At 60.8% G+C, this 24,517-nt stretch carries 19 protein-coding genes and 1 tRNA gene; 12 read left to right on the top strand and 8 right to left on the bottom strand.

Features of this window, described 5'->3' with window-relative positions; genetic code table 11:
* Nucleotides 1-49 precede the first annotated feature (49 nt).
* The 5 genes from QW379_04680 (at nt 50) to QW379_04660 (ending at nt 2,753) form a co-directional block, all read left to right on the top strand.
* Nucleotides 50-694, top strand: coding sequence for a 30S ribosomal protein S13 (locus QW379_04680; protein MEM2869700.1), 645 nt, complete (start codon nt 50-52; stop codon nt 692-694).
* A 12-nt stretch (nt 695-706) separates the two neighbouring features.
* A complete protein-coding gene (locus QW379_04675; protein ID MEM2869699.1) occupies nt 707-1,381 on the top strand; it encodes a 30S ribosomal protein S4 in 675 nt (224 codons plus the stop codon).
* Entirely contained in the window at nt 1,374-1,766 is a 393-nt protein-coding gene (locus QW379_04670; protein ID MEM2869698.1) for a 30S ribosomal protein S11, read from the top strand. The genes QW379_04675 and QW379_04670 overlap by 8 nt, the downstream gene beginning before the upstream one ends.
* Nucleotides 1,767-2,609: a DNA-directed RNA polymerase subunit D gene (locus tag QW379_04665; protein ID MEM2869697.1), complete on the top strand. Its 843-nt coding sequence runs from the start codon at nt 1,767-1,769 to the stop codon at nt 2,607-2,609.
* Nucleotides 2,610-2,666: 57 nt separating this feature from the next.
* Nucleotides 2,667-2,753 (top strand) — tRNA-Leu (locus QW379_04660).
* A gap of 173 nt (nt 2,754-2,926) precedes the next feature.
* On the opposite strand, the gene QW379_04655 is transcribed toward QW379_04660, so the two are convergent.
* Nucleotides 2,927-3,181 carry a hypothetical protein gene (locus QW379_04655; protein MEM2869696.1) on the bottom strand — a complete coding sequence of 85 codons (255 nt, stop codon included), beginning with the start codon at nt 3,179-3,181 and terminating at the stop codon, nt 2,927-2,929.
* A 220-nt stretch (nt 3,182-3,401) separates the two neighbouring features.
* Here QW379_04655 and QW379_04650 point away from each other — a divergent pair, with 220 nt between their 5' ends.
* The 3 genes from QW379_04650 (at nt 3,402) to QW379_04640 (ending at nt 8,082) form a co-directional block, all read left to right on the top strand.
* A complete protein-coding gene (locus tag QW379_04650) occupies nt 3,402-6,731 on the top strand; it encodes a DUF2341 domain-containing protein (protein ID MEM2869695.1) in 3,330 nt (1,109 codons plus the stop codon).
* Between the two features lie 137 nt (nt 6,732-6,868).
* Nucleotides 6,869-7,543 (top strand): transaldolase family protein, encoded by a 675-nt coding sequence (locus QW379_04645; protein MEM2869694.1) that lies wholly within the window; start codon nt 6,869-6,871, stop codon nt 7,541-7,543.
* Nucleotides 7,544-7,722: 179 nt separating this feature from the next.
* On the top strand, nt 7,723-8,082 hold the full coding sequence (locus QW379_04640; GenBank protein MEM2869693.1) for a hypothetical protein: 360 nt from the start codon (nt 7,723-7,725) through the stop codon (nt 8,080-8,082).
* Nucleotides 8,083-8,187: 105 nt separating this feature from the next.
* Here QW379_04640 and QW379_04635 read toward each other — a convergent pair whose 3' ends face one another.
* The 7 genes from QW379_04635 to QW379_04605 all read right to left on the bottom strand — a co-directional run bounded on the left by QW379_04635 (nt 8,188) and on the right by QW379_04605 (nt 20,308).
* Complete coding sequence (locus tag QW379_04635) at nt 8,188-8,820, bottom strand: DedA family protein (protein MEM2869692.1); 633 nt, start codon at nt 8,818-8,820, stop codon at nt 8,188-8,190.
* Nucleotides 8,821-9,208: 388 nt separating this feature from the next.
* Nucleotides 9,209-9,991, bottom strand: coding sequence for an ATPase domain-containing protein (locus QW379_04630; GenBank protein ID MEM2869691.1), 783 nt, complete (start codon nt 9,989-9,991; stop codon nt 9,209-9,211).
* 1,599 nt (nt 9,992-11,590) lie between these two features.
* Complete coding sequence (locus tag QW379_04625; protein ID MEM2869690.1) at nt 11,591-14,281, bottom strand: hypothetical protein; 2,691 nt, start codon at nt 14,279-14,281, stop codon at nt 11,591-11,593.
* An 18-nt stretch (nt 14,282-14,299) separates the two neighbouring features.
* Entirely contained in the window at nt 14,300-14,560 is a 261-nt protein-coding gene (locus tag QW379_04620) for a hypothetical protein (GenBank protein ID MEM2869689.1), read from the bottom strand.
* Nucleotides 14,561-14,581: 21 nt separating this feature from the next.
* On the bottom strand, nt 14,582-18,571 hold the full coding sequence (locus tag QW379_04615; GenBank protein ID MEM2869688.1) for a DUF835 domain-containing protein: 3,990 nt from the start codon (nt 18,569-18,571) through the stop codon (nt 14,582-14,584).
* A gap of 13 nt (nt 18,572-18,584) precedes the next feature.
* On the bottom strand, nt 18,585-19,415 hold the full coding sequence (locus QW379_04610; GenBank protein ID MEM2869687.1) for an ATPase domain-containing protein: 831 nt from the start codon (nt 19,413-19,415) through the stop codon (nt 18,585-18,587).
* 257 nt (nt 19,416-19,672) lie between these two features.
* Entirely contained in the window at nt 19,673-20,308 is a 636-nt protein-coding gene (locus tag QW379_04605; protein MEM2869686.1) for an HVO_0476 family zinc finger protein, read from the bottom strand.
* 107 nt (nt 20,309-20,415) lie between these two features.
* Between QW379_04605 and trkA the strand changes: the two genes are divergently transcribed.
* From trkA to QW379_04585, 4 genes are all read left to right on the top strand, one after another.
* On the top strand, nt 20,416-21,765 hold the full coding sequence (gene trkA / locus QW379_04600; protein MEM2869685.1) for a Trk system potassium transporter TrkA: 1,350 nt from the start codon (nt 20,416-20,418) through the stop codon (nt 21,763-21,765).
* Between the two features lie 9 nt (nt 21,766-21,774).
* On the top strand, nt 21,775-23,235 hold the full coding sequence (locus QW379_04595; GenBank protein ID MEM2869684.1) for a TrkH family potassium uptake protein: 1,461 nt from the start codon (nt 21,775-21,777) through the stop codon (nt 23,233-23,235).
* A 60-nt stretch (nt 23,236-23,295) separates the two neighbouring features.
* Nucleotides 23,296-23,883: a hypothetical protein gene (locus tag QW379_04590; protein ID MEM2869683.1), complete on the top strand. Its 588-nt coding sequence runs from the start codon at nt 23,296-23,298 to the stop codon at nt 23,881-23,883.
* Between the two features lie 137 nt (nt 23,884-24,020).
* Nucleotides 24,021-24,476, top strand: coding sequence for an archaellin/type IV pilin N-terminal domain-containing protein (locus tag QW379_04585; GenBank protein MEM2869682.1), 456 nt, complete (start codon nt 24,021-24,023; stop codon nt 24,474-24,476).
* Nucleotides 24,477-24,517: the final 41 nt, after the last annotated feature.

Here is a 24,517-nt window from a genome sequence, read left to right as displayed (position 1 = left end):
ACGTATTTGAATGACTACTCTATTTGACCCTTACCCCGGAGGAGACGGAGTGACTGAGAAGACGAAGAGCGAGCCGGAGCCGGCGCCAAAGGAGACTGCGGCGCCGCCCAAGAAGAAGAAGGAGGAGCGGGGCAAGGAGAAGAAGGAGGAGACGAAGGAGGTCAAGCCCCGCGTCACCAGGGAGCATAAGCCAGACTTCAAATACATCGTGCGGCTCGCCGAGACCGACCTCAACGGCGAGAGACCCATCCAGCTGGCCCTCGCAGACATAAGGGGGATAGGCGTCAGGACCGCCATCCTCATCGCCGACAAGGTCGGAATTCCACGCCGCACCCCGATCGGGGACCTTAGCGACGAGCAGCTCGAAATGGTCGAGGATGCCCTGAACTCCCTGCACGAGTTTGCCCCCCCCTGGATGCTCAACAGGCAGAACGACCTCGACACGGGCGCGGACGTTCAGGTCATCGGCCCGGAGCTCCAGGTCAGCGTCATGGAGGACATCGGGCTGATGAAGAAGATCCGTTGCTACAAGGGCATCCGGCACGAGACCGGCCAGAAGGTTCGCGGACAGAGGACGAAGTCCAACGGGAGAACCGGTCTCACAATTGGCGTCATGAGGAAGGCCGCTATGGCGGCCGCAGCAGCGGCCAAGGCAGATGAAAGCAAGAAGAAGGAGGAGAAGCAGAAGAAGTAGGGAGGCGGGTGATTGGGGGACCCGAAGTTTTCAAGGAGGAAGTACGACACTCCATCCCATCCGTGGCAGGCGAGTAGAATTCAGGAGGAGAACGAGATTCTTAGGAAGTACGGGCTGAAGAATAAAAGGGAGGTCTGGAAGGCCCAGTCCTACTTGCGCGGGCTGAGGAGGCAGGCCCGTGAGCTCCAGGCCCGCCTGAGGACGAAGGACCCGCAGGCTGAGAAGGAATTCCGGAATCTAATCAAAAGAGCGGCGGACCTCGGGCTGCTCCCCCCGACCGCCTCCCTTGACGATGTGCTGGCGCTCAATGTGGACGCGATTCTCGGTCGCAGGCTCCAGACATTGGTCTATCAGAAGGGGCTGGCCGCCACCCTGAGGCAGGCCCGGCAGATGATTGTTCACGGTCACGTGGCGGTCGGGGGAAGAAAGGTCAGGGTCCCCGGCTATCTGGTCAGGAGTGCCGAGGCGGAAAGCATCTCGTATAGCGATAGCTCACCGTTCGCCGACGAGCTCCACCCGATGCGCCCCAAGCCGAAGGAACTCCTCCCTGTGGAGGTAGCCACGGCGAGGGATGCCGGCGCGGCCGGTCCAAAGGGGATGCCGACCCTCAGTCCGGAGAAGGAGAAGCTGAAGGAAAAGGTCGAGAAGCTCGCCGCCAAGGGCGAGCAGATAGAGAGAGGTGGGTAGAGTGGCGAGGTGGGGGATAGCGCACATTTTCGCTTCCTACAACAACATCATCATCACCCTGACAGACCTGACGGGTGCGGAGACCATTGCGAAGTGCTCCGGGGGCATGGTGGTACGGGCTGCCAAGGACGAGGCCTCGCCCTACGCCGCGATGAGGGCGGCGGAGAGAATCGCGGAGATAGCCCGCGAGAAGGGCATAGACAGCGTACACGTGCAGGTCAGGGCGCCCGGCGGCAACCTTTCGACCTCTCCCGGCCCCGGGGCCCAGTCGGCGATAAGGGCGCTGGCGCGCGCCGGCCTGAGAATCGGGAGAATCGAGGACGTGACGCCCATACCTCACGACGGGACAAAGAAGCCGGGGGGCAGGAGGGGGAGGCGGGTATAGATGCCGATGCAGTTCGAGTTTCTGGAGCTCACCGAGACGAAGGCGACCTTCATCGTCTCCGGCACCGCGCCCTACTTCGTCAATGCGCTCCGGCGGACGCTGATAGCAGACGTTCCTAAAATGGCGATAGAGGACGTCGAGTTCCACCTCGGGCCAATCCGCGACTCCTCTGGCAAGGAATTCGAATCGATTTTCCCAATCTTCGATGAGATCGTGGCCCACAGGCTCGGCCTCCTGCCGATTCCCACAGACCTCGACTTCTTCACCTTCAGGGACAAATGCAAGTGCGGCGGGGAGGGCTGCCCCTCTTGCAGGATAATGTACAAGCTCAATAAGATGGGCCCCTGCACGGTCTACTCCGGCGACCTTGAGCCCCTCGACGACCCGAAGCTCGCTATCAAGGACGACTTAATTCCGATCGTGAAGCTCGCCGAGGGGCAGGCGCCGCTCGTCTACGCCACGGCCTACCTAGGTACAGGCTCGATGCACGCCAAGTGGCAGGTGTGCTCGGGCGTCGGCTACAAATATTACCCTATCATCGAGGTGGACACGAAGAAGTGCGAGGGCGATGGGAAGTGCGTTGAGAAATGCCCGCGCGGTGTGCTCAAAGTGGATAAGAAGAAGGCCGTTGTGGAGAACCCCCGCGCCTGCATTCTCTGCAACGCCTGCCAGGAGGTCTGCGAGTACAAAGCCATAACCGTCCGCGGGGACGACACGAAGTTCATCTTCACCTTCGAGACGGACGGCTCCGTCCCCGCCCAGAGGGCGCTGACCTACGCCCTTAAGCTCCTCGAGGAGCGCTTCACCGAGTTCAGGGAGAAGCTCGGCGAGGAGATGGAGTAAAACCCCATCCGAAACCAATATATTCAACCACCCCGTTGCCCTCCCCGCCCTCAAAAAGCGGGGGTAGCCAAGTCTGGTCAAAGGCGCAGGAATGAGGGTCCTGTCCTTAGTGGTTCGCATGTTCAAATCGTGCCCCCCGCACCAATTAACCCATAGGACAAACTAACAGGGGGGTCGCCCTCCGTGGAACGAACGGGACAATGGAGAATGGGAGCTCCCGAAAATGGTTGCTCTCAGGAAATCCAAATACCTCCCGTACCCCTACACATTACCTTTTATCCTCAGAATAATTCTGGAGGTAAACCCTCTTCTGTGGTTTACCCTCTTACGATTTCTTTAAGGCTAACAAACCATTTCTCTCCGTCCAGCCCCTTGGCTCTTAGCTTGGATTTGATGGTCCCTATTGCCTGTTCTATCTTCCAACCAGTTCGAGGGTGCTTCTCTATAGCTTTGAAACATTCTACTCCAACTCCCTTTGTTCTCTTCAGTTCTCTGAGTTTCTGGTCAAAATACTCCTCCTCAACATAGTGTGTACTGCAAATTGCGTGCCGTTCTCTGGCATCAACTGCCACGGGAGGCCGTGAGAGGCACCAGTCTTCTTGATCATCCCAGCAGGAATTATTTAGGGAGGATGATAGGGCAAGCTATTCCTTTGATTTCCTAGATATTGCTGTGCGAAAGCTTAAACACGGCTCCAGTTAATTTATCCGAAGTTAAGCATTTATGGGATAATATATAAATTGAAAGGAAAAAATCTTATACTAAGATTGAAATATTATAATTTGGCCGGGGGTGGTGAATGTGCGCCCTTCAGAATTCTTCATCTTTGCTATGAGCGTGGTTATCCTGAGTTCTCCCTGGACCGCCGCCCTTCTTTATGAGCAGCCGGGATTTGAGCAGGGGGCGCGCGGCCGCGCATATGAGCCATGGTGGGACTATGGTTGGATGTTCCGGAGACCGATTCTCATCGATAGCACCGGCATTTCAGAAGGTCTTCTCGATTTCCAGCTCCTTTTCAACATCAGCTATGATAGCGATATGAAGCCAGACTTCGCCGACCTGCGCTTCGTCCAGCTCGAGAAGTCCTCCGGGCAGCCGAGGCTGCTCCCATACTTCATTGAGGAGCGCGCGGACGGCTCCCTGGCGAGGGTCTGGGCGAGGGTGAGCAGAATAGATCCCGGAACCACGACATGGATCTACATCTATTACGGGAACCCCCTTGCGCGCGACGAGAGCAACGCGAGCGCCACATTCGATTTTTATGACGGGTTCGATGGGAATGCTCTGGACGTGGCCAGATGGCCCCACTTTACTGGCGCAACAGTCAGCAATGGAATTCTGACCCTCTCGTCCTCCGGCTCGGTGGCCCAGGCGACCGCCAGGAGCTCGTCCACTTTTGGCGCGGGCACATTGACTGAGGCGAGAATTAAACAGCTGAAGACCTCCTCCGAGAGCCACCAATCCGGCCTGAGCTACAGGGTCAACCCGAGCGCCACGGGCAAGATAATTTATATGCTGGATTCAGGCACCAAGGGCTACAATACATATTCTCTCTATGTCGACTCAAATGGAGACGGGACCTACGAATGGCAGCTGATCAACTACGGCGGACCGATTTCGGACAAGTACCACATATGGGGCATCGCCAGGCTCCCCGACCAGACTCTTTTCATAAGGGACTACTCAGAGGTTCTCGCATCGCCGCAGTTCGGATTCGCCGACGCCGCGCACATCAAGCTCGGCTCGTACACACCTGATGGAAGCATATCTTCCGGAAGCGTCAACATGGCCTACGACTGGGTCAGGGTCCGCAAATACTCTCAGGTTGCTCCGAAATACTCTTTCGGTGACGAAGAGCGCTGCATCAGATTCAAGTCTTTTTCTGTCTCGGCCACATTACTGGATGAGGGGGATACGGTTTTCATCAGTGCTTTTTTCGAGAATCCATCTCCAGATGAAATAAGAATTCGGGTCTCATTCCACGACGGCGAGAGCTTCGAGGGCTCGCGCGAGATATACGGCACGGAGCTGGCGCTTGTACCGCAGGCCGAGACTGAAATGAATTTCACCTGGATTCCCGAGGGCGGGAGCCACACCGTCTGGCTGGCGCTCATGGGCACACCGCTCGCCTCCCGGACGATTTACGTCAATCGGTATCCGAAACTCGCGCCCGTGATGGACCAGGTCACAAGCCAGGGTAAGAACTTCAAGCTGCTCATCTTCGCAGAGGACGCCGACGGCGACAGGCTCAACTGGAGCGAGGACTGCCCGCTGTTTGACATTACGCCGCGTGGCGACCAGAGCGCCGAAATCAACTTCACACCGACAAATGACGACGTCGGGAACTACACCGTCAACATCACAGTCTCCGACCCGCGGGGTTGCAAGGACAGCACGCGCTTCAAACTGACAGTGAAGAATGTAAATGATTATCCTGTCATCGAGCCTATTAAGGACCAGAGCGTTGCGCAGGACAGCGAGTTCAGGTACAAAGCAAAAGCCTCGGACATTGACGAGAAGTGGGGCGACCACGTGACATTCTCGGACGACTCAGTCCTCTTCGACATCGACCCCGAGACGGGCGAGTTCTCCTTCACGCCGACAAACGAGCAGGTCGGGAAGTATACGATTACAATTACGGCGACCGACAAGCAGAAGGCCTCGGCATCGACGATGTTCAACCTGACGGTGACCAATGTCAACGACCCTCCGGTAATCAATCCCATCGAGCCCCAGACGCTACTCGAGGACGAGCTCTGGCAGGCCGTAGCGACGGCCACTGACCCGGACCTTAAAATCAAGGTCGGCGAGGAGCTCAGGTTCTCCGACGACACATTCCTGTTCGATATCGACCCGATGACGGGGCTGATGAGCTTCACGCCGACGAACGACAATATCGGAGTCCTGACGGCCAACATCACTGTAACGGACCTCGGGGGTCTCTCGTCAACGACGACGCTCGTCATGACGGTGCTGAACACGAACGACCCGCCATCTATGAACAAGATAAAGGACGCCACGGCCACGGAGGACGAGCTGTTTGAGATGAGCGTGAGCGCGAGCGACCCAGACCTGAGGTGGGGGCTCGACAACCTCACATTCTCGGACGACAGCCCGCTGTTTGATATTGACCCGCGCACTGGGAAAATCTCCTTCACGCCCACGAACGAGCATGTAGGGAAGCATTTGATAACCGTTACGGTCACGGACGAGAGCGGTGCGTCGGACAAGGCGACCTTTTCAATCACGGTCCTGAATGTCAACGACCCGCCCTTCAATGTCCGAATTCTCTCGCCTGCCGACGGCGAGAGGGTGAAGGAAGGGACGGAGCTCTGGCTGAACGCTAGCGCGGAGGACATCGACGCCTTCGATGTCCTCAAGTATAGCTGGTTCGACAACGGCGAGCCGCTTGGAGAGGGGAAGAGCATAAAGGTCAAGCTGAAGCCGGGCAGGCACACAATATCGCTCGAGGTCTCTGATGGTACGGAGAAGGCACTGGCCGAGGTGAGCATCGTTGTCCTGAAGGCCGAGAAGGTGACGGTTCAGGACACTGGGTGGGTGGCGGGGGCTGGATTAGCGCTCGGCATCGTTATCCTGCTGGTCGTTCTTGCCGCTGTCTTCGTTGCGGTCTCGAGGAGGCGCAGGAGGGCTGGCGAGGAGGCGGGCGCGGCCGCTGCAGGGATTGCAGCGGGTGCGGGCTCCGCAGGTGGGGCCGGTGCAGCTGTGGCAGCCGCGAGGCCTTCTGAAGGGGACGAGCTTCTCGAGGACGCAAAGAAGCTCGTCGCCGAGGTCGAGGACGCTCTTGCGGAGCATCTCGAGAAGCACCCGGAGGGAGCGGCGCAAGTCTCGGCCGCAATGGAGAAACTGGAGCTGGCACGCGACTTCATAAAGGAAGGCGACGGGGAGGCAGCGATGCAATTCGCGATGGAGGCTAAGAGAGCTCTGAAAGAAGCGAGAGTAGCGAGCTCGTCACCGGAGATTGCAGGCATGGGTGCCGCAGCCCCCACGACTGCGAAAAAGCGGTCGAAGGAGAAGGTGGGCGGTCTCAGGTGCCCCTCCTGCGGCGAGGGTCTGCAGCCGGAGTGGACGGTGTGCCCGGCATGCGGCCACGGTACTCGCTAAATAGCTGGCTCACAATCAGGACGAGCGGGAGGGGGTCTCCCCCGCTAGCATCCGGCGGCTCCCACGCCTCTGAATTACATCAAAACTTTTGCGCTATGTTCTTTAGTTATTAGCGCCATATATCCCCCGGTGTCCATATGGCCATATTCCTAGACAGTGCGAACCCGGAGGAGGCGAAGCTCGCTTTCAGGACAGGGCTCGTGAACGGTGTCACGACCAACCCGAGGCTTTTGGGCCAGGTAAAGGGGGCCCCCGAGGAACTCATCCGGGAGCTTTGCAGAATCTCGACGGGCCCGGTCTGCTACCAGCTCACTGCCGCCTCTTTCAAGGAGAAGCAGGACGAAGGGAAGAGGTTCTACAACATCCATCCTAAGAAGGTTGTCCTTAAGATTCCCTGCACCACCGAGAATCTGGCCCTGATGGCACACCTGACCCACACCCACGGAATTCCCTGCGCCGCAACGGCGGTCTTCTCACCCGCGCAGGGCCTGCTTGCCTGCGAGGCAGGGGCCCGCTACCTCATCCCCTATGTTAATAAGGTCACGGCGCAGGGAGGGGACGGCCTCGCGCTGGTCTCGAAGCTCGCTGGAATCTGCAGGGCGACGGGGAAGGGCGCGGAGGTCCTGGCCGCGAGCCTGAAGAGCCCGGAGGAGGTCGCGGACGCTGTTCTGGCTGGCGCGGCACACGTGACCGTCCCGTACGCCATTCTGAACCAACTCGGGAATCACCCCCGTTCCGACGAGGCGATAAGGGAGTTCGCTGCGACCCCGAAGGTCAAGCAGATAACGCCGACGGAGGTTTTCGGGAAGTGAGAACGCAAGCCCCCTTAGCCTACACCTCGCCGATTTTCAGGTCTCCCCCGAAATATTAATTAACGGGTTTTAGATTCGAATCATGGACAAGGGCACAAGGTAATGTTGAACGGTGGATTGCTCCGGAAATGGCTTGATATTCCTGATAACAATAGATATTTGATGGGGTTTAAGGGAAAATGAAGGATATTAAGAAATCCAAAAAAATACTCCAGACCGGGGCCCTCGTGGCAGTCTGGTGGAGGGACACGACCCTACGCGACCACGTAAGGTCAAAACGCTTCGGCTCGGAGAAGTTCATGAGGGAAATGACGGTGCTAGCACCCACGGTGACTTATGGAAGAGTTGTGGGAGTAAGAAACGACACACTCGTCATCTGCATGGAGCACTGTCTTGACGAAGAATCTCCGTCGAGCATGGTCGAGTCAATCCCTCTGGGAGCGGTGACGAAGATTCAGCTCCTCAAACCCCGTGCGAGAATAAGGAAAGTGATGCGCCGCTGGGCCCTTGCTCCCGGAGCAACGCGAGCCAAGGCTTGAAAACCCGGGGCGACCGGCGGCGTTTTTGCCTCAGCGATAGCCGGATGGGGTGGAGATTCTCATCAACCCTTGCTAATCCACTCTCCGCTCCTCTCAAACACCCTTTTATTTCCCTCTCCCGGTTTTCCTCTTCTTTTTCCAGACAAAGTAGAGCACGAGCCCCAGAATTCCGAGGAATATGCCGGCGTCAACGAAATGGCCGTAGTCGTCGAATATGACTCTCCAGCTGTCGCCGAGGGCATAGCCGAGGTATGTGAGGAGGGCGCACCACGGTACCGAGCCGATGAATGAGTAGAGGGTAAAGCGCTTTAGCTCCATCTTCCCGATGCCCGCCGGGAGCGATATGAAAGTCCGAACCACCGGAACGACCCGCGCTATCAGAGTCGCCCTTCCGCCGTACCTCGCGAACCAAGCCTCGGCCCTCTCGAGCTCGGCGCGGGTGATGAGGAGGTACTTCCCGTATCTCTCGAGGAACGGCCTGCCGAGCCTCAGGCCGACGAGGTAGGCCGCGAGACTCCCCAGCATCGAGCCGAGGGAGCCCGCCAGTATCGCTAGGACGGCATCCATAGAGCCACGCCAGGCAAGGTGGCCGGCGAGGGGCATTATCACCTCAGACGGAATCGGTATGCAGGCACTCTCGAGCGCCATGAAGAAAACGATTCCGCCGTAGCCCAGATAGTCTATGCCCTGTATAATGAGGTCTATACCCCACTCGACGATTCCCGAGAGGAGCGTCAACCGTAAACCTCCCGCAGGATCGGCGAGGGTTTTCTCACACTGGAATTAGGGGGACGGGACAGGCGGTACGCCCCGCCGCCGGAGAAGGTGGCCGCGAGTCCCTCGCCCTCTCGCCCCATCCTCTCCGGGTCCTGGACTTCACCGCGCAGCGCAAACCACCTTCCTAAAGCCGGACGTCATCTGGTCATCCTCCCTCACAAAGCCCCAGCGGCTCTGCAGCACCCAGCCCACTTCGGCCCGAGCTCCGCACCCCTCCGGCCCCCCGCCAAGCCTCCGGCCCCGCCCTTCAATACTCCCGCGACTCCCCGTCCCCTCCTGAACCCTCGAGCCACTCCCAACGCGCCCTGGCGCTCCCTCCGCTCCCGCCCCGCCTCCACCTCGACCGGACTCACTCCTGCACCTTTCCGATGACCTTAGTTATCGAGAATCTGCCGTTCTCGAAGAGCAGAGTGTAGAAGTCCAGGCTATGCTTGGTGTTCCTCATCTTGACAGCACGTATGCGCCTCTGGACGTGCACATCGTCCACGAACTGCATCTTCAGGTGGATGATTCCGTCCGCTAGAAAGTCCTCGTCGTTCTTGCTGTACTTCAGAACTCCCTCGACCATCTCCGATATCAGGAGGGATGTCACCCCCAGCTCCCTGAGCCACTCGAAGAAATAGAATAGCTCCTCTCGCGGGTCCTTGTACTTGGCGATGATGTCGAGCGCGGGCAGACTGTCAAGAGCGACGAGGTCTAGGCCGTTGCGCGCCTTGTGGTCCGCGATGTCCTTCTTGAGAAGGTTGAGCCAGGTCTCGCCCGATATCAGCTTGGAGCGCAGGAGACCCAGATCCCATATCTCGACCTTTCCCGCCACCTTCTGCAAATTCAAGCCGAGGCCGTACATGTGGTCCTCGAGCGACTGCCGGTTCTGCTCGAGGGAGAGGTAGAGACCCTTGCTGCCCTCCTCGAGTGCGTTCCTGTATAGGATGCTGTAAGCGAGCGAGGACTTCATCGTCCCAGCGGAGCCTGCAATCAGAACCACGTGGCCCTTAGGAATTCCGCCTTCGAGAACCTCGTCGAAGCCGTTCACGAAGGTTTTTACCCTCTTCCGCGAACCCCTGACCTCGCTCTCAATCGCGCTGAGCAGATCCTGCGCGAAGCCCTCTTCCCCGCCGCCCTTCTCAGGCATGGGCGCTCAACTCCGGCCTGAAAATGGATTGGGCTATATTAATATGTGGCGGGGCGGGCGAGGGCCCGAGCGGCGGGTCGATCACGTGGCCGGGACCCCAACACGGAAGCCCGCAATGGACCGGGCGAGTGAGGCCACCACATCCCATTCAGGAGCCCTTTGGCCTCTCTCTCCCCGATTTGCCCCACCGTGCAAACATGGGAAAGGGGTTTGCGATTTCGAGAGTTTGCATAGCAAACCCTAGATGATTCGACCGAAGGACGAGCGAAACACATGCGACCTAAGGTCGCCAACGCAATGAGGCCTAGGTTTCCCCGGGCAGGAATTTCGCCACTTCCTATTACTCACGGTGCCAAGGCCCCGGGCGTCCCAGCGAAACTCGTGAGCCGATGGCCTCGCTGGGCCGGAGCCCACACCCAAGCTCGCCTCGTCGGCCAGCGGGCACGGGGTCCCCTATCGATGGTGATTGCCGAAGGGCCCTCCAATTCAGGCAACGGCGAAGAGCTCTGGTAGAGGTGACGGACACACCCATTCCGTCGTTTGATGAATTTCACTTTCACGTCGAGGAGCGCTGGGACGGTTGTCGAGAAGAGAAGCCTCCCAACTATCCATAGCGGTGGCAATAAGAAGATGAACAAATGAAGAACCAGAAAAAGGTAGTTTCATTGCCCCCTATCAAGCAAAAGAAACGGCCACCACATGACACTGCGACATCCTCACTCAAAACAATGGACCTCGGGATATTCGAATTGAATAACCGTGAATTCGATTGCGCGAAGACAGTCCATAAAGATGAGTTGAGCCATACTTATTTCTGGGAGCAATTTCTTAATGAACAGCTGGAGACAAAACGGAGCAAGTTTAGGGTTGAGAAGAAAAGATAGCAGCTGATGCTGGACGAGGCAAGGGCCGGGAAGCCGATAAGCCGATAGGCAGGTATCCCTGCGAGAAGGAAGTAATCGCGGCACGAGAAAATCACAGAAGAATATAAATAATGGGCTCGACCCGCCCATCAGAGGGCTGGAGGGATATTTTATTTGTGATATTGAAACTCTCCAAGCAACAAGAGAGTCGAAAATGGGTTATGTCATGCTGATTCTCCTCACGACCATTTTCGGGAGGTTTATCAACCGTTATCAGGATAAATCTCTTGATTTGGGTGTGAAGACCTCAACCGACAAAACATGATGGGGGCCGGAAAAAATCAGCGATGACTATCTTAAAGGGCGGATTCAAGTTTGACGGCATCGAACTTCTCCGGGCTCTAAAGCCCCTCAAGCCCCGGCGAAATTTTGTGGCATCTTCCTGATGAGCGCTTGGAACGCTGCCACGCATCCATCGAGGCCGGGGCGTCGGTCGCACCACTCTGTTATAGGAGCTCAACGCCATCTCAGGCCCTCCGAGTTGAACGGCTGGTGGCATTTTAGCTCCCGCTGCACGCCAGCGAATTCTTTTTGGGACCTCGCTGATTTTTCTGGGTTATTGGGTCTCCACACGAGTCGGCGCACGCGGGGACAGGAGCCCTGGCAGGTCTCCCTTAACTGTATTGCCGCCCGGAATTGTCTCCCGAGAGTTGCTCCTCATTATAGCCGGCCCCGGTCAACGATTGGATGAATCCACTTTCCGCCGAAGCCTCCGGAGCACGGCGAAAATAACAACGGCTCCGGAGATGGGAGCGAGCATCTCTCCAAACTCGGGGGCGTGCAATGGTTCCGGGTCTAGTGGCTGGGGTGCGTCGGGCTCGTCGGTTGTCGTTGCGGAATCACAAGCCCTGCCGGGCCCCGCGCTCCTGCCCGCACCGAGGTCGTGCTCCACCCTGTCGCCTGTATCCTTATCCTTCCTCCAGTCAGTGCTGTAATAGAAGAGGCTGATGTTGCCAGAGGGCGAGCCGATCGCGGTCAGGGGGACGCCGGCCTCGAGCCTCGAAAGATCCCTCGCGGCCTCGATTTCCGTCCCGGGGCTCCACCGCCACTCGTGCCTCGCGCTCCCACCCTCGAATCTGTGCACGGTCCGCGACACAATGACTCCAGACCGGCCCGCCACACTGACCATGTATTCAGCTCCCAAGGGCAGGCCGCCGCTATATCCTGTGTTGCTGTTGAAGTCGGTGTCTATGAAAACATAGAAAACGTCCTGACCGACGAGCACGGGCAGCTGCACAGGCCCCCCGCCCCCTCCGCCGCCCGGCCCCGAGGGTCTGGCCTTGAGCTCCGGTATCAGGACTCCGCCCATCATCTCGCCGCGCACGGCGATGCAGAAGAAGAGCGAGGAGCCGTCGCTGGCGGTGCGGAAGTCTGAGATGTCTATGTTCGGGTTTTCCGCGTCTTGGGTGGGGTCGGGGTGGGAGGGTTTTCCGTCCCAATCGGCGAAAGCGCCGTCGACCACTATCCCGGCCGCGGGTGTTCCGATGTAGCTCAATCTGGAGGGGAAGGCCTGGAGCGTCACGGCCTTGGTGTTCGCCTGAATGTCGGCCGGCGAGGCGATGCCGAGCCCCACCGCCCCTCCCCTCTGCGCGCCGGCCGAGAGCGACACAGCTACCTTCAGGACGACGGCCCCCGCGGTTGGAACCTCGAGCGGCGGCTGGATGCGCAGGACGGCCCTCCCCCCTGAGGGCACGGTCGATGAGCCGGGGAGCTCGAAGCCCGCGGCCGAGACGAGGGAAACCCTGTCGGCCCACGCGCCGCCCCCGGCACCCGCGAGGGTTATGTTGAGGCCCGAGACAGTTGCGCTGCCACCCTCGGCGCTGAGCTCGATTCTTAGCATCTCCACGCCCGCAGCTCCGGGCTCCACCCTCTCGGGGCCTGTCGTCGTCCAGACCGCTTTGAGGGCGGCTCTATCGGTGCCCATGACCAGCGAGAGGTCCTCAGCGCCCGAGCCGTCCCGTGTGCAGACCAGCACGTTGAGTCTCTGCTTACCCTCGACGCCGAGCTCCTTCAGCGGTGCCTGCGTCTCTAGCTGGGACCCGCTCACGGCTGCGCGACCCGGGCCCGAGGGGGACTTCGAGTTCCAGTCGGCCGTGGGCCTCGATGCGTCTTTTCCGAACCTATAGAGACCGCAGCTCTGAACCCTTCCATCCCACCCATCGACGACGAGCACGCTCTCCGCCCCGGCGCCCCCGACAGGATACCCGGTGAGCGGGTTGCGGTCGGCGTCAACGAATATGCACACGCTGTCGACTCCTCCCCCCCTCCCGCCGAGCATCTTCCCCTCAACCCTCACATAGAAGAATGCGTCCTGCTGGCCGATTTGGAGTGCGGTCTCGAGGATGTTGACCTGTGGGTTGGGCTGGTCCTGGACCTCATCGTGGTATTTGCGCACGCCCTCCCAGTCGGAGAAGACGCCGTCCACGCTCATCCCCTTCCCGGCCATTAGGGGAATGAGGTAGAGCGCGAGGAGAATCAGAACGACCGCCACAACCGCCACCGCCACCACAAGCTTTGCGCCCGTGCGGCTCTCGCGTGGGGGGAGCTCCTGAATTCCCATTTTTCTTCCGTTGGTCAGGCCCTCGCCATTGATGACGCCACGCCCGTTGATAATGCCGCGGCCGTTCCGCGCGCCCTCGCCGTTGACGAGTGCCCCATTGACCAGACCCCTGCGGGCGCGGGGGACGCCGTTGACGAGGCCATTCACAGCGCCCCTCCGGCCGTTCACGAGACCATTGACCATGCCGCGCCCTCGGCGGTTCACCATGCCGCCAGCCTCGGCTCTGCGCGGTGCTTCCGGTGTTGCAGGGCCCCTTCCATTGATTAGTCCGGAGCTCTCCGGTGCTCCGCCGCCGGGTGGACCCCCGCGGTTACTCAATGTGAGCTTTCTCACAGCCCTCGGCGTTAGCTCGCTCGTCGCAGCCTGTTCCTTCTCACCCTCCGTCCCCTCCGCCGCTCTGGCCATCTCCCCGCCGGTCGGGACTTCCCCCACTCCCTCCCCCATTCCTACGACCCTTCTCTCTGCCGGTTCTTTCGCGCCCTCCCCCTCCGCCGGTTTTTCCACGACCTCCTCCGCCTCCGCGGCTCCCCTCTCCGCGGCTTTTCCACCAGCCTCCTCCTCCGCCCTCGCGGCTCCCTCGTCCCCCAATTTTCCCTCAAGTCTCCCTTCCCCTCCCCCCTCCTCGACCTCCTCCGCGTCCGCCGCCTCGAGCTGCCCTTCTCTGGACCTCATGTACTCCTCTACCATATCCCTGATCTCAAAATCCCTCAGCGGCTCCGGCTCGGGAACGGGCGGAAGCGGTGGCTGCGGCGGTCCTCTCTCGCTGTCCCCGTTCGCCTTCCTCTCACCGCTTTTTTCATCGCCCATGTTCAAGCCCGCTCCTAGTCACGGAGCCCCGACAATATCAAAGGTGATACCCGCTTCAGGGATTTTAATTCTTTCGGACCCCGCCCCGTCCCCAACCGGCGTGTTCCAGCCCTTCCGAATTCGGAGGAGCTTATGGTCCCCGTGGCCCCGGCTCGTGCCTCCGGCTCCCTCCCAACCCCACCCGCGACGGAGAAACTCAGCCCTCCCGCTCATGAAGCTCAGGCGGCCCCTCACCCTCTCTTCAGGTCCCCTACACAAGCCGGAGACCTTCCCATTCATCGCACCGATTCTCCTCCCGACTCACTCCGTGCGGTCGTAGCTCCCCGCAGCGTCGCTGAGCTCGATGACGATAAGATTGGGTGAGAGGCTCTCCTCGCCGAGGTCGCTGAACCTGACCCTGACCTCTAGCTCCCTGCCCGACGCCCTCATTGTCGTCAGGCCGCTCACGGACAGGGGCAGCCACGGACTCGTCAGGTTGTCGGTGAAGGAGTAGTACCTCATCTCCTGCGCCTTGTTCTCCCAGCCGATGATCGCGACCATGTACTCTGCTCCCACGCCCCCGACCTGGAAGCCCGTGGCGGCGCTCAGGTCGGCGTCCAGATAGATTCGCAAGATGTCGTAGTCGTACATCTTCGTCGTCGAATTCTTTGCACCGCTGAGAATGTTGCCCTGGGTTCTGATATAGACATAAAGTGAGCCCTCCTTCGAGAGCGCCGCCCACTCGACGATGTTGATTCCCGGGTTGAGCGGCTGGTCGCCCGGGGGGTCCAGATGCTTCGGGACGCTAGACCAATCCGCGAATTTCCCATCTATCACGGGCGCTCCCGGCGCTGCAGAAACGGGGTGATAGAAAAGCGCGAGGTATATCCCGGAGACCGCGATCGCCGCCACGAGCGCGGCGAGCAGGGCGCTCCTGCGCCTCCGGCGCGCCGCGGACCTCCTCTCCACCCCCGCCTCCTCCACCTTCGCCACTCCCCTCCCCGCCCCTTCCGCCTCCGGTGCCTCTCTAGCCGCGCCCGCGCTCGCTTCCTCCTTTTCCTCCACGGTCCCCATCGCTAAGCCCGCGATTCTCTTTATCTCGCGCGCCTCCTCCTCCACCTCCCTCTCCGCCTCCCCGACCTCCCTCCGCTCCTCCTCCTCCAGCCCAGCCTCCTCCCTCGCCTCCTCCTCGCCCTCCTCCGCCCTGGCGGCTTTCACCTCCTCGCCCTCGCCGACACAGGCTGTCGCCGCCGGCGTGCCCGCGGCCCTTGCTCTCTTTCTTTTCCGCACCACCTTCGCCGGCCGGGGCGGTGGGGCCCGCGCCGGCTCCCCAGCCGCCGCCTCCCTGAACAGCTTTGCCCTGAGTTCCCTCTGCATCTCCTCGAGCCTGCGCAGCTCCGCTAGTCCCCTCTCGAACTCAGCAACGGAGGCCTCGAGCTCGGCCAGACCCTTTTTCTCCGCCTCGCGCAGCCTCTCGACGTGTAGGCCCTCCCTCGCCCACGCGTCGACCCTCGCTCTAAGTTCCGCCAGCCTCGCCTCCTCCTCCCTCCTCTTTTTCTCAACCCTCTCCCTCAGTTCCTCCAATTCCCTCGCGAGCTCGTCAGCGAGTTCGGGCCGGTTGAGCCTCGCCCCGAGCGCCTCCGCCTCGGCCTCAAATCCGCACACGTCCATTTTTGCGAGGGCGGCCCTGAGCTCCTCAAGCCTCTTCAGGCCGTTCTCGAACCTCTCGAACTCCGCTCTCACGAGAGCGATGTCGCCATCGATGATTTTCTCAAGTCTGTCGACTGCGAGGCCTCTCGAGGCCCATTCAATGAGCTTCTTCGCGTAGGCCTCCCTCTCGAGCCTACGCTCCTCCCTCTCCCTCCTCTCCCTCTCCTCCCTCTCAGCAATTTTCGCCTTCAGCTCCTCGAGCGCACACGCCGCCCCTTCCACATTCTCTATATCGCCCAGCCTCTCCTTGACGGCCTCGGCCTCGGTCTCGAGCCCCCTCGTGTCGAGAGTCTTGAACTCCTCCGTCAGCCCCCTGAGCCTCTCCAGCCTAAGGCTGAAGTCCGAGAGGGCCTTTTTGAAGGGCTCGACGCCCTCCTGCAAGGCCCGCTCCAGCATATCGACGCGTATCCCCCGCGACTTCCAGGCCTGTATCTTCTCCTGAGCCTTCCTCTTCCACCTTTCCTCCTCCGCCGCCTGCCTCCTCGCCTCGTCGCGTCGGGTCTCGATGAGCCTCTCGAGAGCCGCGACCGCACCCTCGGCCGCCTGGACCTTGGCGGGGTCGTTGAGGAGGCTCTCGACCTCTGAGAGCTCCTTCTCGAAGCCCTTGGTGTCGAGTGCCCTCAGCCTCGCGCGCAACTCCCTTAGCCTGACAACGGCAGTCTCGAAGGCGTCGAACTCGGCTCTCAGTTTCTCCAAGTCCCTCTCCCTCTCCATCAGCTCCTCGAGCTTGCTGACGGAGAAGCCCTGCGAGGCCCAGACCGACATCTTCTCGACGAGCTCCGACTTGAGCCTCGCCACCTCCTCCTTTTTAATCCGGGCCTCCTCGAGCCGGGCCCTCGCCCTCAGCCTCAGCTCGGTGAGCTTCGCCTCCAGCTCAGGAATTTTGTTCACGTCCCTGAACAGCGGCTCGAGCGCTGCCACCTCGGCCTCTAAGCCTGTGGTGTCTATGAGACCAAGCTCGCCCTTCAGCTCGTTGAGCCTGTGGACCCGAATCTTGAACACAACGAACTCCTTCTGCAGCGCCGCCAGGTCCCCCTTCTCGAGCTCTTTCAGCCTCTCGACATTGTAGCCGAGTGCGCGCCACTCCTCTATCTTCCTCAGGTACTCCTCCCGCTGTAGCTCCTCCCCGCTCTTCTCGACCATGCTCCTGAGACGGGCCAGCTCCGCGCGCGCCTCCTTGAGTTTGGAGACGTGCCTGAGGAGGGGCATCAGCCTCGCCCGCTCGGCATCCGCATCCTTCAGGGGGAGGAGGGCCAACTCTCCCTCGAGCCTCTTCAGCTCAGCCACGTCCCTCTCGAAGGCCGCGACTGCCTCCCTGGCCCTCTCCAGTGGCCAACCTTCCCACCCCTGCAGCCCCGAGACGTCGAACCCCTCCGCCTTCCAGGCCTCTATCTTCGACGCAAGCTCGGCCCGGGCGCGCTCCTCCTCCTCCTTCCTCCTCCTCTCCTCCTTCCTGTGCCTCTCGATGAGTATTTTCAGCCTGAAGATGTCATCCTCGAGCTCGCTCACACGCGCGGGCGACATCAAGCGCGATTTTATCGCCTCGACCTCTCCCTCGAAGCCCGTGGTGTCCATAAGCAAGAGCTCCTCCCTGAGCTCCCGGAGCCTCTGAATCGCTGCCTCGAAGCGCTCGAACTCGGCCCTGAGCTCCTCGTAGGGCGCTCCGGATAGCGCCTTGAGGGGCGATACGTCATAACCCTGCTCCCCCCACTCCTTTATCCGAGCCTCGATCGCCTCCCTCAGGCGCTGTTCCTCCGCCCTCCGCCTCTGCTCCTCTTTCCTCCTCCTCTCGAGCGATATCTGCAGAACCAGGAACTCGTCCTCGGCCTCCTTGACCGTCGCCGGGTTGCGGAGCTTCGCCCGGACCCTATCGGCCTCGGCCTCGAGACCAGTCAAGTCCATCGCCCTGAGCTCCCTCTCTATAGCCTCGGCCCGCGCCACGGAGGCCTCGAACTGCTCGAAGGCCTTCAGGGCCTCCTCCCTCCCGGCCTCGAGCGCCCTCTCCAGCGCCTCGGTAGAGAAGCCCTTCTGCCTCCAGCCGACGAGCTTCTCTTCGAGGGGCCTCCTCCAAAGCTCCGCTCGCTCCTCCGTGGCGGCCTCCGGGGCCCCCGCCGCCAACTCGAGCTTGTTCGGGTCCTCTATGGGAATCAGATCCCTCTCCAGTATGTGCAGGCTGCCCGTGTCGAGCGTGGCGGGGTCGAGGGTTATGATGAACCTGCACCCCGTCACCATCACTAGGTCATTGATTCTCTGCACAAAGCGCAGAATAGAGTCGAAGCCATTGTATGTGATCAAGTACTCTATGCCCTCGAGCAGAATCACCAGGTTCTCCGGGTTCTTCAGCGCCTCGCTTATCGCTATGTTGAGCTTTGCGAGGTCCGACGGGTGCACGCACCTCTCGTCGGGGATCTCGCTCGTGGTTATCCAGAGCATCTGGGTGTCTCCAAGCTCGTACTTCTTGCGTATTCTTTTGGGGTGAACGCGAGTTATACAGAACCCACGCGCGCCCCCCTTCACCAGCGATGAGAAGAGGGAGAAGGAGCTGTCTGGCTTGGGCTCCTTGACCAGGTATGTTACGCCCTGCTCCAGCACGAACTTCATCCCGGCCTCCGCCTCAATACCTGATATACTCCCTCGTGTTGATCTCGATTCCCCTTTCGGTTATCGTGAAGGGATGGATACCACTGTCGTGGGTACCGAAGCGCATCTTCTGCACCTGAATCGTCCTCCTCGACTCGCCCCTGAGGGTCCTGATGCCCAGGACGATGTGGGTGTCGGCGATGAAGTGCTCGATGCCGTACCTGGTCTGGCCGTGGGCCGGGCTAGGGGATTCGGTGACAACCATCGAGGAGACCCCCCTGTCCCTCAGGAACCTGCCGAACCTGAAGAGCTCCCTCCTGAGCTCCTCGGGCCTGAGGTAGTAGAGGCCTACCGCGGCTATCGAGTCGATGACCAGCCTCTTCATCCCATTCTCCGAGGAGAAGTGGTCAATGGCGGCCTCCAGCGTCCTGAAGCCGACCATGCCCGCCTCGAGCTCGCTCTCGACCTGCGCCTCCTCCCTCATCCAGTCGGTGCTGACCAAGTAGGACCTCCCCTCTTTCCAGATGCTCTCGAGCCTGGCCAGCCCCAATCCCGGCCCGCCCTCGATGAGCCTCTTCCGCAGCCAGCCCATGTCCATTATGGTGAGCCTGCCGTTTTCAAACGGGGAGCGCTCGCAGATTTTGTAGCACGAGAGGGCCCGGGAGATGCTCTCCGAGCTCTCTTCCAGTGAGATGTAGAGAGCTGGTTCGCCCTCTCGCACCGCGCCCTGGCAGGCGAAATGGAGGCACAGGAGGCTCTTCCCGCTGCCCGCGGGGCCACTCACGAGAGTCACAGCGCCTGCGGGGAGGCCCCCGCCGGTAAGCTCGTCCAAGCCATCGACGCCGGTCTTGACCCGCTCGATCATGCGCAAACCCCCCGCTCCACCGGACCCGCGCCGCGAATCATCCCGTTTCCCGCCGGCATCTGTGTATGCGACTATATCTATAAAAATATTTTATGGATTTTTCATGCGTCTTTTACGGATCGAGTGGATATCGAGCGAAGCGAGATTTCCCCGCTCCCGAGCCGGCTCCCCGGGCTCGAAGGTACTCCGACCCATTCCGGCACAGCACCGGCGGGTCCTCCAACTCCGGGCGGCGCGAGCTTCCCGCCCCGGGAGCACTACTCGACCTCCCGGCCGTAGATTCTCACGATATCGCGGGCTTTAGCAGAGCCCTTCCTGAGCTTCCTCCCGCCCACGCTCATCGAGTGGACCAGCACCCTCGCGCCCCCGGCCTCAACGACATCGCCAATCGCAACCTCCTTTTCGGGAGGTGCCCAGAACTCGCGCGGTAGAGTCCTCCGGCCCGCGTTCACCGAGACCCTCACCCTGACCCTGTCGAACCTCTTCAGCCAGAGGGTGCAGATCTCCGGGACCTTGGCCGAGCTCCTCCTCGCTCCCCCGGCCTCGATCGAGGTTACTAGGCACCTCAGACCGTCGACGACAAGCTCGTCGCCCACCGAGACGGAGGCAGAGGGGTCGAGCGGGACCTTCCTGCGCTCCGAGGCGCCGGCGTCGCTGAGCACCGCCGGAACCATCCTCTCGGCCTCCTCCCTGACCTCCGCCCTCCTGACGCAGCCGCAGCGCCCGCACTTCACGAGCGCATCCAGCCTGATCCCGCCGCCGCGGCGGCGAGCCCTCCCCTTCAGCACCTCATGCAGGACATCCCTACCGCACTCCGGGCACTTGAGGTATATTCCCCCCGGCGTCTCCAGCACTCCGCTCCCCCGCGCCCGGGGCCCTTTCTCCGCGCCCATACTTTACTTCCTCACTTTATCATCTATGTATATATTGATATAGAATATTTGCTGTAGAATATTTGCTGTCAAAACATTTAAATCTGTCCATGGGGCATTCCGATGGTGTGTACGTTATCATAGGCGGTGCGGGACAGGTCGGCCAGTACATCGCGAGGTCGCTAGAGCAGCAGGGCCACGAGCTGGCGATAATCGAGAGGGACGAGACCGCCGCCGACAGAATAGCGTCGATAGACGCGCTCATCGTCAGGGGCAACGCCGCCAGCCCCGCCAAGCTCGAGGAGGCGGGCATCAGAAAGGCTGACGTGTACATCGCTGTCACAAACAGTGACGAGGTAAACCTCGTTTCATCTGCTCTTGCCCACGCCCACGGCGCGCGCACTATAGCGCGCGTCAATAGTCCCGACTATATAGACGAGCCGATTTCCTCCGCACTGGAGCGCTCGCTGGGCGTCAACGTCGCCGTCAGCCCCGACCTCGCCACATCGTCGCGAGTCTCTAGAATCTTCCTGACCCCAACCCTGCTAGACACAGACTCTCTGGCACAGGGGCAGGTCCAGATGCTCGAGTCGCGCATAAGGGCCGACGCTCCCGCGGTCGGTGTGGCGATTCGGGACCTCTCCCTTCCCCCCCAGACCAATATCGTTGCGATATTCCGGGGTCGCGAGACCATCATCCCGGACGGCTCCGAGGTCATCCACCCGAGGGACGAGGTGATAACGATAGTTGGTCGAAGGGACGACGTGCCCGTGGTGGCGGAGCTTTTCGGCTACCCCCAAGCAGTGACGAGAAAGGAGAGGGCTGAGAAGGTGGTTGTCGCGGGTGCGACCCGCATCGGGCGCCACATCGCGCAGGGCCTCGAGAAGCTGATGGACGTTGTGCTGGTGGACCCGAGCGAGCAGGCCTGCAGGCTCGCTTCCGAGGGGCTCTCCAGCACCCTCTGCATCCAGGGCGACCCGACTGACAGTGATGTGATTAAAGAGGAGGAGCTGGGGGAGGCCGACGCCTTCATCGGAGCCACCGCGCGCGAGGACCTGAACACCCTGAGCTGCGTTATCGCCAAGCAGCACGGCGTCAAGGTTACTGTGGCGGTGGTTTACAACCCGGAGCTCAAGACCACCCTCCACGAGGCCGGCGTGGACATCGCCGTCTCCCCCACGATCGCGACGATGAACGCCATCCTGCAGCACGTCCACTTCAAGAAAGGGCTTGCGTCGCTATACGTCCTCCACCACGGCAACGCGCGCGTGCTCGAGCTCGAGGTCGGTGAGACCTCCAAGGCTGCCGGCAAAACCATTCGAAGGGCGGGCCTACCAAAAAACGCCATCGTGGCCGCGATAGTCCGGAACAGCCAGACGATCATACCGCGGGGCGACGAGCGCATCCTCCCCGGTGACCGACTGATTGTGTTTGTCAGGACCAGCGTGGTTCCGAAGCTGGCCCAGGCGGTTCTCTGAGGGCGGAGCATGCGTATTCTGGCGGTGGCGAAAGCGCTGGGGCTGCTACTAGTGCTATTCAGCCTCTCCCTGATTCCCCCAGCCCTCCTAGGCTTCCGCTCCGGCGAGCCGGTTGGGGAGCTGGCGCTCGAGTTCGGCGCCCCGGCTGCGTTCTCGGCCGCCCTCGGCGCGGCGCTTGCGCTCGTGGGCAGGAGGGGGGACGAGCTCAGGGACAGGGAGGCCTTCGTGACAGTCGCACTCGCATGGCTCGTTGTGTCCGGGATCGGCAGCCTGCCCTACTTGGCGAGCGGCGCACTCCCAGACCCAGTGGACGCCTTCTTCGAATCTGCATCGGGCTTTACGACGACGGGCGCGACGGTGGTGCCCCGGCCCGAGGCGCTTCCACGTAGCGTCCTACTCTGGAGGGCCGAGACCCAGCTGATCGGCGGGATGGGAATCATCGTGCTCTCCATGGTTGTCCTCTCTCGCCTCGTCGGCGGCTCGACCCAGCTATTCAGGGCCGAGGCCTTCGCCCTCACGAGCTTCAGAATTCGGCCCACCATGCGCCAGATCGCGGGCACGCTCTGGACCATCTATCTCGGCTTCGTCGCCCTCGAGACGCTCCTCCTCTGGCTCGCCGGAATGGACCCGTTCGAGGCCGTGTGCCACAGCTTCTCCACACTCTCCACGGGCGGCTTCTCCACGAGGTCAGCCGGTCTCGCCGCGTTCAACTCAAGCCCACTGATAGGAGCGGTCGTCACGCTATTTATGGTGATAGGCGGGACCAACTTCGTCCTGCACTATCAATTCCTGAGCGGGAAGGCACGAAGCGCTCTCCGGAACCCCGAGCTTCTGGGCTACCTGATTCTCATCGCCTCGGCCAGCGCCGTCACCGCTGTGATGCTCGCCATTCAGAGCGGGGACTACTCCACATACAGGGAGCTCGGGGGCCACGCCACGTTCCAGGTGGTCTCTATACTCACAACCACAGGCTTCACCACGGCGGACTACGCCGCTTGGCCCGCAACCGTCCAGCTCCTCCTCCTCTTCCTGATGCTCGTCGGCGCCTGCTCCGGCTCGACGACCGGGGCGCTGAAGGTGATTCGATTCATCGTCCTGCTGAAGATGGTCAAGAGGGAGCTGTACAAGGCGATTCACCCGCGCGCTGTGATTCCCTTGAGCATCGGCGGGAGACCGATTCCGACCGAGGTGATGAGGAACGTGGTCGCCTACTTTTTCGTCTACGTGACCGCTTTCTTCGCCATAGCCCTCGGGCTGGGACTGGCCGGAATGGGACTGGTCGAGGCCCTCTCGACCTCGGCCTCATCGCTGGGAAACGTCGGCCCAGCACTCGGCGCCTATGGCCCGACGGCGAGCTACGCACCCCTCCACGCCGCAGGGAAGCTACTGATGTGCTTCGCAATGTGGATGGGGAGGCTGGAGATCTACCCGGCGCTCCTGCTACTCTCCCCCAGCGCTTACAAGCACTAGTTGGGCGCGTCTCCGAAAGCCATTTAAATACTCCAGACCTTACTCCAGACGGCGCTTGTAATGGGTGCTGAGGAGGAGCTGAGGAAGCAGCTGGCCTCAATGCCGGACGGGGCCGCGGTCTCGCTCGTGACGGACCTAGACAACTATCTTCCGGTAATAAAGGCCGTGGTTTCGTTTGCGTCCGAGAGCTCTTTGAAGTGCATCTATGTGACATCGACCGTCCCGGCCCGCGTGGTTGTGGAGCAGCTCGCGGGCGAGGGTGTCAAGACGGACGAGCTCTATTTTGTGGACGCCATTTCGATGATGGTAGGCTCGGCGACGGAGAATCCAAAGACGATATTCCTCGAGAGCCCCACGATGCTGGAGTCGATAATGCTCAAGGTCGAGGTCTGGCTCAGGAGGCTGGGGGGGGCAAAAGGGCTCGTATTCCTAGACTCCCTGAGCAGTCTCGCGATGCACAATGACCCCTCCCTCTTGTCTGAGTTCGTCCACATCTTCGTCAACCACATGAGGGGGAAGGGCGTCAGGAGCCTCGTCCTGACGGTCTCGGGCCAGACCCCCGAGGAGCTGGAGAACATGGCCCGGCTGATCTGCGACGAGACCGTCGTCGTCAAGGCCGACACCGAGGGGAAGAAGCCCGCGGGTTAGCCGAAAAGCATATAAAGAATCGTTGATAAATGATGCCCTGCTACGGCAGTTGTCGAAGTGCTATTAATAATGTTTATATATAAACCATTTTCATAATCGCGATTAAGCGCGGAGGTTCCGCGCAAGGAGGACAAAACATGAAGAGGTTTGGAAGGAAGGACGAAGCGGTATCGCCGGTCATTGCGACCATCCTGATGGTCGCGATAACGGTGGTGCTCGCGGGAGTGCTGGTGGTCTACCTCCAGACCCTCCCCTCCGGGGGGGGCGAGGTGGAGACGAGCATCGGCTTGAGGGTGACGAAGAGCGGGAACGACTGGCTGGTGGACATCACCTCGGGCAAGAAAACCGCCTCGACGGTGACGCTGCAGTGCATCGACCCAACTACCGGTGCCGCCCGATGGAGTGAGAAAGTGAATGCTCTCACTCCGGCCAATGCGAAATGGAACGACAACAACGGCGACACCAAGCTCGACGCCGGAGACACGATTCTGCTGAAGGCCCAGTCAGGTGCAAATGGTTGTGTGGCCGGGGACAAGATACAGTTCCTGATAGGAGATACCATAATCGGCACCATCAAGGAGCTGCCGAGCTGAGCGGTTTCCGCCGCCCTTTTTTCTTTTTTCTTTTCTTCCTT

Source organism: Thermoplasmata archaeon (assembly GCA_038851035.1).
Taxonomy (GTDB): Archaea; Thermoplasmatota; DTKX01; order VGTL01; family VGTL01; genus JAWCLH01.
The sequence above is the reverse complement of the archived record's forward strand: the minus strand, read 5'-3'. Positions and strand labels throughout refer to the sequence as shown.